This window comes from Deltaproteobacteria bacterium, from assembly GCA_003194485.1.
In the GTDB taxonomy this organism is placed as follows: domain Bacteria; phylum Desulfobacterota; class Dissulfuribacteria; order Dissulfuribacterales; family UBA3076; genus UBA3076.
The window spans coordinates 112,402-121,552 of sequence record PQXD01000002.1 but is presented as its reverse complement, the minus strand read 5'-3'; the positions used below and the strand labels follow the sequence as shown (position 1 = coordinate 121,552).

The following is a 9,151-nucleotide window of genomic DNA, read 5'->3' as shown; positions in this document are numbered from 1 at the left end:
CTCCTGTGCTGCGTCACAAAATTCGCCTGCGCTTATATGAAATATCCAGAGGAGCAGCCGGAGAGACTTTTTGAGATGATCCGTTTTGATATTCAAAAGACTGTTGGTCAGTATCTGACAGCCATGATGAATGCGGAGCTGACACACTTTCTGGGCAGAGAACCTTATGAGCGCAGCTCTGGAGAACCCAATCATCGCAATGGATCCTATGGTCGTCATTTTACCTTAAAGGGAATAGGCAAAGTAGATGTTTATGTACCTCGAGACCGTAAGGGAGAGTTCAAGACCCAGGTCATTCCCAGGAGCAAGCAGTATGAGGAAGAGATAGCCAGGGACCTGAGCCTTATGTTTTTGGCAGGTATCAGTACTCGTAGTCTCTCCATGATATCCTATAGGCTGATAGGCAGAAAGATTTCTCCTACTGAGATCAGCAGTGCCAATGTAGAACTGTCAGAGGCAGTTGAGAAATGGAGGATGCGAAACCTGTCATCAGAATGTGTCAAGTACATGTTTATTGATGGAGTCAATTTTAACATGCGCATTGCTCGGGACATTGAGACCGTTCCGATTCTGGCAGCCATTGGTGTCACAGAGGCAAATCAAAGGTTGGTATTAGGTCTCCAGTCTGGAGATAAAGAATCAGCAGGTAGCTGGCGTGAATTCTTCAAGGATTTAAAGACAAGAGGTCTGAATCCCCAGAGAGTTACTTTGGGCATAATGGATGGTCTAACTGGTGTTGAGACCGTATTCAAGGAAGAATTCCCGAATGCAAAGGTACAGCGTTGTCAGGTACATGTAGCAAGGAATGTCTTGGCCAAGGTACCCAAGAAGCTAAAGAAGGAAGTAGCGGATGATTTAAGGTCCATCTTCTATGCCTCTTCAAGAAAGAAAGCCATGGAGTTTTTCGAGCAGTTTAAAAAGAAATGGAAGGATACCATTCCTTCTGCTGTATCCTGTCTTGAGAGATCCATCAATGCCTGCCTGACCTTTTTCAGCTTTCCTGAAGAGGAATGGATATCTCTACGGACCACTAATATCATAGAGAGACTAAACAAGGAATTTAAACGCAGAACGAAACCTATGGAGATCATCGCTGGTGAGACTGCCTGTTACCGTCTCCTGGCCTTTATCTCTCTGAGAATGGAATTGCATTGGAGATCAAACCCAATAGGAAAAGTGCGTAACAACCTGCCTTTTCTCAAAGAATTGGCCTATGAGAAATTCACACAAAAAAGTTGACAGTACCTCTGGCAGTCCGCAGTCAGCAACATTTTCCTGATAAGAAGTTGGCGATAAATAAACACGACCTCGTGATCCCTCACATACTATTGCCATAAGCTGCTGGTACATCCGTCCAGCTTTCCCTTCATCACGTACGTAATCGAACGGAATTGGAGAACCTGTCATTACACATACGGCACCCGTCCGGACAACTGTTCCCTTACCCGGATCAAACCCGTCTGCAGGTTTCCCGACCCTGACCTTGAACTCATACATTCCCTTTTCCCTGTCCACCACGGGCTGAACATAGGTTTCCTTGCCTTTCTTCTTGCTCAGCCAGAAGGAGCGGGCCAGCGGCACATGTTTACCGCCCACCGACGGATCGGGGCTGGCCACCGTCCTGGCCCACAACCAGGCAATGACGGTGAGTTCCTGACCGAGCCAGGGTTTCAGATCCGGGCGGCCGCCTGCCTGTGCGTCCCCGCACGCAGACAGGTCGTCCACCATCTCCTGGGTAATCTTCACCTTGGGATACAGGTGGCCGATCCGTTTTTCCGCCTCGTCGCGCATCCACCGGCCATACCAGCGCACGTCCCCGGCCAGCCCACGCGCTCCCTGCCATGACGATTGCAGGGTTTTTTCCTCCCGGCTTTTCTTCTGCCACTCAGGATTGACCGGCGGCAGTCCCGCAAACTTCGGCGGAATTTCAATCAGCGCCTTGTTAATCAGCACCGGCACCGGATTCAGGTCTGAGGCGTGGGCGCGCAAACCGAGGCGCTGCGCCTCCAGGGGGATGGAACCGCCCCCGGCGAATGGGTCCAGCACCGGCGGCGCGTATGTTTGCAGAAAGTGATTGACCGCTGTTGCAGGGGCCAACCGGCAATTGACCTGCCAGGCCGTAAAACGGCCGTCGTTGGGCAGAGGACCGTCTGGGTGCGCTTTCCCTTCTTCACGACCAAAGATGATGGTTTCCTTTTTAAGCTCACCCAGCTCGATCTTCCGCGAGGCGACTGAGCGGGCTATTTCCGCTCTGGCCCTGTTAATCACATCCGGGTTATTGGAGTTTTCCCACCTGACCAGTTCCTTGATCAGATTGAAAAGCTCGGCCCGCTTGATTCCGGCCCGTTCCTCGTCTACAGTACCATCGGGTCGGCGATATGCCGGGTCACTGGAAGGGTCGTCCACCAGCTGGGCAAAAAGTACGGCCCGGCAGGCCGCCAGCGGCCGTCTGGCCCACCAAAGATGCAGGGTGGACGGATGCCCGTGACGGATGGATTTTTCCCGGGCGGACTGTGCGTTGATTTCTTTGAGCGGCAGAGCCACCTCAATCAGTTTTTTACGTCGCTGTGTCATATATTGCTACCCCTGGCGCGTTTTTTTGTGCCGGGATTGCTTTTTATCATTTTTAACTGTGCAATATTTATCTTTTAAAAGCAATGAGTTGTGTCTATTACATTGCACCTGCATTGCTTTTGGCATTTTTTTATTGAAGCAATAATCTGTATTCTACGGTGATGTCCTTTGTAATATCGTTTCAGTTATCCGCTTGAAGTCCATATAACATTTCTGGACAGCCTGGGCATGAGCGCCAATGGCGCCATCAGCCGGCTTTAGCAGAAAAACAGGCTTTCTTGCCTCCTGGGCCATGGGCATGAGGCTCTGATAATGGCGAACAAGCCCGATGCAATGGGGATCATTATTCACATCTGAGATGTCATCCCTTGGCTGGTCAAGGATGAATTCCCTATATACACCCGGGATCCTCTCTACCCATTTTCGGTATGATTTTACAGGGCGATTTTTTCGTTCCACATGTTGCATTATGATATAACCTGCGGGCGACATGTTGCCTGAAGGGAGAGGAATATTCAAATTTTCCGGTTTTTGATCCAGTCGCTGTTTCCAGCCCCGTCTCCACTGTCTGAGAGTAGGCCCCAGGTTTTTCAAACCCTGAAGAGAATAGAGATCGGATGCGAGCGGCATGATTACATGGTCGGCCGCGATCAGGGCAGAGCGATTGATGGCCCCGAGATTGGGCCCCACATCAATTAGTACTATTTCAGCATCTACTGTTTCGACAACAGCGTAAACAATGCGGTAAAAGGCGGTTATTGCCCGAAATGCTGCTGGATCCTGGTCCAGACACCGGGGCCAACTGTCTGAAAGTTTATCCTCAAACTGCGACAGGCCGAGATCGCCTGGAACAAGATACAGGCTGTCCCGAATCCTCTCCGTATGCGCGGCGGCAATATCCCCGGTTCCCTCAAGGATCGGAGAGATGCATGCCAGGACACTCTTATGCCCTCCTTCTTCAGGCCATAACTCTTCCAGTCGTTTTTCTTCCAGAAACATGCTCGACAGGTTGGCCTGCGGGTCCAGATCGGCTGCCAGCACACGGTAGCCGAGTTCCGTCATCATCCAGGCAATATGGTAAACTAAGGTGGTTTTGCCCACGCCGCCCTTGTTGTTGAAAAAAGCGATGGTTTTCATGCTCCGGCCTCCCGTACTGTTGCGAGGAAAAAGGTTGGCTGGCTGACATCAAACTCCGCAGGCGGGTTACCGTTTTTTTGCAGAAGCACTTGGGCTGTGGCTATCCCGCGACCGAATTGATTTACATAACCAAGAATTTTCATTGCCTCGGCGATTTTGGGGTTTCGATAATCATTCTGATTGGGGAAATCAATCGCAGCACCATAAAGTCCGCCGGGATTCTGTATCTCAATCCGCTTGGAAAACCAATAGAAACGGACCGGAGCATTGGACTGATAATCGCGGTGCATCACCGCGTTCATGAGCAGTTCCCGAACTGCCCAGTATGGATAGGGGGTTATCTGTTTTTCTCTTAACGCAGAAACCGGGACGGGTCGTGACGGGAAAAGGCTTTTCAAGAAGGCATCAAGCTCGTGAAGCATTGTGCGGAGATCATTACCAAACTGCCGTTCGTCCACTACTTCAGACTCCAGTTCTTCGCCGTCAAAGCGGACAAACTGGATATAGGAGCCCGGAAGCCAGTTCCGGGGCGCATCTGAGAACAACAAGGCTCCGGCATTGGTAACACATTGATTCTGCATGTCCCATAATCCCAGAGCGGCCATCTGCTGAAAGATGTCGCGATTGTTTTCTTCGATGATCTCCGGGGCCACGGCAGCGTTCCGGTAGTCATGAAATAGGGAATAGACGATCTGGCCCTGACCGCATCCATGACATGGCTGCATGTCAAAAGTCCTGGCCTTGTGCACCCGACGTTCGGTGAGTATCCGTTCCTCCTGTTCATTGGCGATGCCGCGGCGCGGCCCAACACGGATCCATACCTGCCCACGGTAGCGTACAGGCGGCATGTCGGACGGCTGCACCTCCACCACGGCGATGTCTCCCTCGGGGAAAGATCGCTTTTGAACAGTGAGAGACGGCAAAGGCACGATCTGACCGGAGTCACGATAACTGGCAAGATTCTTGAGAAGTTGATCCGTGATTTCGATACCCGCGATTTTTCCGGTTTTGTCATCTGCACCAATAAACAGATACCCCGGCTTATTGTGGCCCGGCATGTCATTGGCAAAGGCGCAGATGGCTTGACAGAATTTGTCCGTTTTATTCGTGGAAAGAGTCCTCTCCACATTGTCAGCCTCTATATCTTCGAGAAGAGTTCTGATCTCATCGTCTGTCAACATGGATTGCCCCCTTTTACAAGTAAATCTTCCAGCTTGTAGTTGACGCTGGTCACACCAAAATCGGGTTCACGCGTGAAGGGCTGACGTATATAACAAGGCGTCGGCCGGTCGCCGCCTGCCTGACCGGCAGACAGGTCAACTTCTACAATGGCAAGTATGTACTGTTCAGGTTTGTTCAGGGCCGTGAGAATCTCATTCTTGGTGATCGTAACTGTTTGGGCACCCTTGATACGTCCTTTGACTTCGATAAAGCGAAGGCCACCCGCCTGCCTGTGCGTGTCCGCACGCAGACAGGGATTGTCGGGGTTACGCGATTCGATGTCATAACCGCACTTGTCTGCGGAAACATCGCGAGGCTCAAAACCAAGTTCACGTTCGGCAGCCATCACGGCCGCCGTAGCCGCCTGCTCCACCCGCCTGGTCTCACGGGCAAATGCAGCCGGTTCCGTCCCCGCATCCTCGAGACTGCCTGCCTGTGCGTCGCACGCAGACAGGCGGAGCAGACCTATGGGGATAATCATCGCGCCGCCAATGACATTAGGTGGAAGTGGTGAGACCTGGCGCTCCTGCCGGAGTTCTTCCATTCGCCTCTGAAGCCGGCTTGCAAGCTCGTCTGCCCGCTGACGAGCCTTGGCAGAGTTGATTCTGGCATTTATCCTGCCCGCCAGTTCCTGTTGCTTGAGTTGTTCGGCGCGGTGGTCCCAGTAGTTGATTTCCACCGTCAGCCGCTCTTTGACAGCGGCAATGGTCTTGTCAACCAATTCTTCTTTTCGCGACTTCACTTCCTCGAGATGCCGGGGGACCAGATGCTGAACGGCATAATCCATGGCAAGAGATTCGATATCACGTTGCAGCCAACCACTATCAGGCATCTGCTCGATCATTTTGCGCTCGGCGGCCGTTGACGGGCGATAATCAAGATAGGGTGCATATCCTGCGGCAAACACTTCCCCGCCTTTTGTGACCTCGACGAACTGAACCTGCCGGGAAACGATCCGGCGATTGCCGCTTCGGTCAGTCCGTGCATCCTGGATGGAATGCTCCAGATAAACCAGCGCGCGAATCTGATCTCCGGGATCGTTCTCGTCGATCAGGATTGCTCCCTGCTTCAGAAGATCGCGGTGACGTTCAAGGATAAGGTCCAATGTGGCATCCAGTAACGGGTGGCCGGGACAAACAAACTCGGCCATCGGCTTCCCGGGCACACTTATGAGTGATTTCTCGAAGGTAATCCGTTCATAACGTGTCAGGACCGGGTCACGCATGCCGATTGCGCGGTCACGATTCCGGACAACAGCCGGAACATGGGTGATCTCATATCGCTTTGGCTCACGCTCGCGTACCGCTCCGCCAAGACGCTTGAAAGCTTCAAGGAAAAATGATGCAATGAAGTGTGGCTGGAGTCTGCGGGCCTCTGCCCGTTCCATTTCCTCCCTGATTGCCTGAACGCGCGTGGCATCCATGGAATCATGTACCAGGGCATGCTCTTCGATGAGTTCCCGAAGTTTGTTTCTGTCAAGGGCGTTATCTACGACTTCGTTCAGTCGTGCCCGCACCTCCGGCCTGTCCCCATAACGGACTGCCTCAATGAGCAATTGCCTGAGAGGCTTGTCGTTAAAGGTGAGTTTGCCCAGAATATCGAACACTTTGCCGCCAAGGGCTTTACGTTCCTCATCCAGTTTCTCTAATAGTCGGCGATATACGTCACCCTCACGGGTTTCGGAGGCGACAAGATTCCAGCAATGACATACCTCCGTCTGGCCGATTCGATGGATGCGGCCGAAACGCTGTTCAAGCCGGTTGGGGTTCCAGGGCAAATCATAATTGACTATGAGATGTGCCCTTTGCAGGTTGATGCCTTCGCCGGCTGCATCTGTGGCAATGAGAACCTCGGTATCTTTGTCCTGAGTAAACAGTTGTTCTGCTTTGCGACGATCCTCCCGACCCATACCGCCGTGAATGGTTACTACTGCTTCCGTCCGGCCGACCAGGGAGCCGATTCGCTCCTGCAGGTAGTTCAGAGTATCGCGATGCTCCGTGAAAATAATCAGTTTGCGGCGGTGGCCGTGGGCGTCGAACATCTCGGCCTGATTTTGGAGCAGACGTGACAACTCATCCCATTTACGGTCGGAATTGGACTGCCGTACACGTAAGGCAAGCGTTTCAAGTTCCTGCAGGATGGCAATCTCCGCCTTCAGCTCGGCAATAGTCCGGGCCGCCGATGCCAGATCCACGACACGCTCTTCTGTTGCTTCGACCTCCTCATCCGGTGCGTCTTCCAGATCCTCCAGGTCATCAACCGTCAAGGTCGGAACTTCCTGCCGCCATTCGATACTGACTTCGGCGCCCCGCTTCAGGAGTTCTTCTTCCCGCAGGCGTTTCTCCAGGCGTTCCCGGCGGCGGCGAAGAGATTGATATATTGCTTCCGGTGAAGACGCCAGACGGCGTTGGAGAATGGTCAGGGCGAAGCCGACTGTGCCTTTGCGCCCGTCGTTTTCCAGCTTTTCGGCCCGATTGAATTCTTCCCGGACATAGTCGGTAACCTTTGCATAAAGCTCTGCTTCACCATCGGACAAACTGTACTCAACGGTATAGGCTTTACGTTCGGGGAAAAGAGGTCTGCCGTCGAATTTGAGTAATTCTTCCTTGACCATTCGCCGCATCAGATCGGAAACATTGACGGAATGAACACCGTCGCGGAATTTCCCTTCAAAACGGTCGCCATCCAGGAGAGCCATGAAAAGCTGAAAGTCTTCTTCCTTGCCGTTGTGCGGGGTGGCGGTCAACAAAAGGAAATGGCGGGTGAGTGTCGATAACAGTCGCCCAAGCTGATATCGCTTCGTCCGGCGAATTTCACCACCCCAGAAAGATGCGCTCATTTTGTGGGCCTCGTCGCAAACGACCAGATCCCAATCTGTTGCCCTGAGTTTTTCCCGGACATCTTCGTTGCGGCTGAGCTTGTCAAGGCGGCAAATGGCAAGAGGGTTTTCACTGAACCAATTGCCCGTTCTGGCAGCTTCATACTTGTCGTTGGTCATGATTTCGAAAGGCAGATGAAAGCGGCGGTACAACTCGTCCTGCCACTGCTCCACAAGATTGCCGGGACAAACGATCAGACATCGCTGCAAGTCGCCTCGCGCAATCAGCTCCTTTATGAGGAGTCCGGTCATGATGGTTTTCCCCGCTCCCGGATCGTCAGCCAGCAGAAACCGGAGCGGCTGCCTGGGAAGCATATCCTCGTAAACTGCGGTGATCTGGTGTGGCAGGGGATCAACCAGGGAAGTATGTACGGCGAGAAGTGGATCGAAAAGATACGCCAACCGAATCCGGTGGGCTTCAGAAGCAAGGCGGAACAAGTCCGGTTCACCGTCGAAACTCCATGGTTTACCGGACTCCAGTATCTCGAGATCAATCTCCCGGTCACGATAAATCAGTTCATTCCCCAGCTTGCCCCGGCTGTCCTTATAGGTGAGTTCAATGGCAACAGAACCAATCCAGTTGACATCCACAACTGTCACGAAGCCATCCGGAAGGATGCCTTTTACAACTGCTCCACGTTTAAGTTCTTCAAGACGTGCCATTATGCTTCTCGCTTTGACTGCATGGGTTACTCTTTTTCTGCCTTAGCACCGTGCGCACCGCCGCCACGCACCCACTCGTCCACTTCTTCCTTGCGAAATTTCCACAGGCGGCCCATCCGGTGTGCCGGCATCTGCTTTTCTGCGATCCACTTGTAAACCGTGTCCCGCTTGATACCGAGATAGGCCGCGATCTCATCCACGGATAGCCACCTGTCTGCGTGCGGCCACGCACAGGCAGATCGATCTTCCATCATTGTCTCCGGTCGCCTCGATTTCCGTTTCAATCTTGAAACGCGCTCATTCTGTCTGTTGAAGGATCAATCCGCACCGGATGTACCTGACCGGCTTTCATCCGGACGAATCCACAAAAACTGGCTTAGATTATATGAAATCCAGCCCGTTTATCAACCGGTTTTTTTCCTGGTTTCTCTGGATGGGACCGAGCGTGAGGATGTCAGGTCCAGCGGAATCGCCTGATGGAACTATGAGAGTCTGCGGGATGTCCCCAAAAGTCCCTATGACAGAAACCGCTTGAGAGTGACCTGGATATTTCATATAAGATACAGGCAGCAAGCACCGGGTAGGCTGCTTGCCATACAATTACTGCCATTGGTCTGAAGATTCTTTCATAGAGCAACCATTTTTTGAGTCAACTCCTCAATTTTTCTAATTTTTTTT

6 protein-coding genes are annotated in these 9,151 nt (G+C 52.5%); 1 reads left to right on the top strand and 5 read right to left on the bottom strand.

The annotated features are described in order from the left end of the window. Window positions 1-36: 36 nt before the first annotated feature. On the top strand, window positions 37-1,239 hold the full coding sequence (locus C4B57_01995) for an IS256 family transposase (protein ID PXF55848.1): 1,203 nt from the start codon (window positions 37-39) through the stop codon (window positions 1,237-1,239). On the opposite strand, the gene C4B57_01990 is transcribed toward C4B57_01995, so the two are convergent. The 5 genes from C4B57_01990 to C4B57_01970 all read right to left on the bottom strand — a co-directional run bounded on the left by C4B57_01990 (window position 1,159) and on the right by C4B57_01970 (window position 8,724). Then, window positions 1,159-2,574, bottom strand: a complete 1,416-nt coding sequence (locus tag C4B57_01990) for a hypothetical protein (GenBank protein PXF55796.1) — start codon at window positions 2,572-2,574, stop codon at window positions 1,159-1,161. The two genes, C4B57_01995 and C4B57_01990, sit on opposite strands and share 81 nt — an antisense overlap. A gap of 153 nt (window positions 2,575-2,727) precedes the next feature. Continuing rightward, entirely contained in the window at window positions 2,728-3,711 is a 984-nt protein-coding gene (locus tag C4B57_01985) for a chromosome partitioning protein (GenBank protein ID PXF55795.1), read from the bottom strand. Further along, a complete protein-coding gene (locus C4B57_01980; GenBank protein PXF55794.1) occupies window positions 3,708-4,892 on the bottom strand; it encodes a transcriptional regulator in 1,185 nt (394 codons plus the stop codon). The genes C4B57_01985 and C4B57_01980 overlap by 4 nt, the downstream gene beginning before the upstream one ends. After that, on the bottom strand, window positions 4,886-8,473 hold the full coding sequence (locus C4B57_01975) for an RNA helicase (protein ID PXF55793.1): 3,588 nt from the start codon (window positions 8,471-8,473) through the stop codon (window positions 4,886-4,888). Before C4B57_01975 ends, C4B57_01980 begins: the two co-directional genes overlap by 7 nt. A gap of 26 nt (window positions 8,474-8,499) precedes the next feature. Continuing rightward, a complete protein-coding gene (locus C4B57_01970) occupies window positions 8,500-8,724 on the bottom strand; it encodes a transcriptional regulator (protein PXF55792.1) in 225 nt (74 codons plus the stop codon). Window positions 8,725-9,151: the final 427 nt, after the last annotated feature.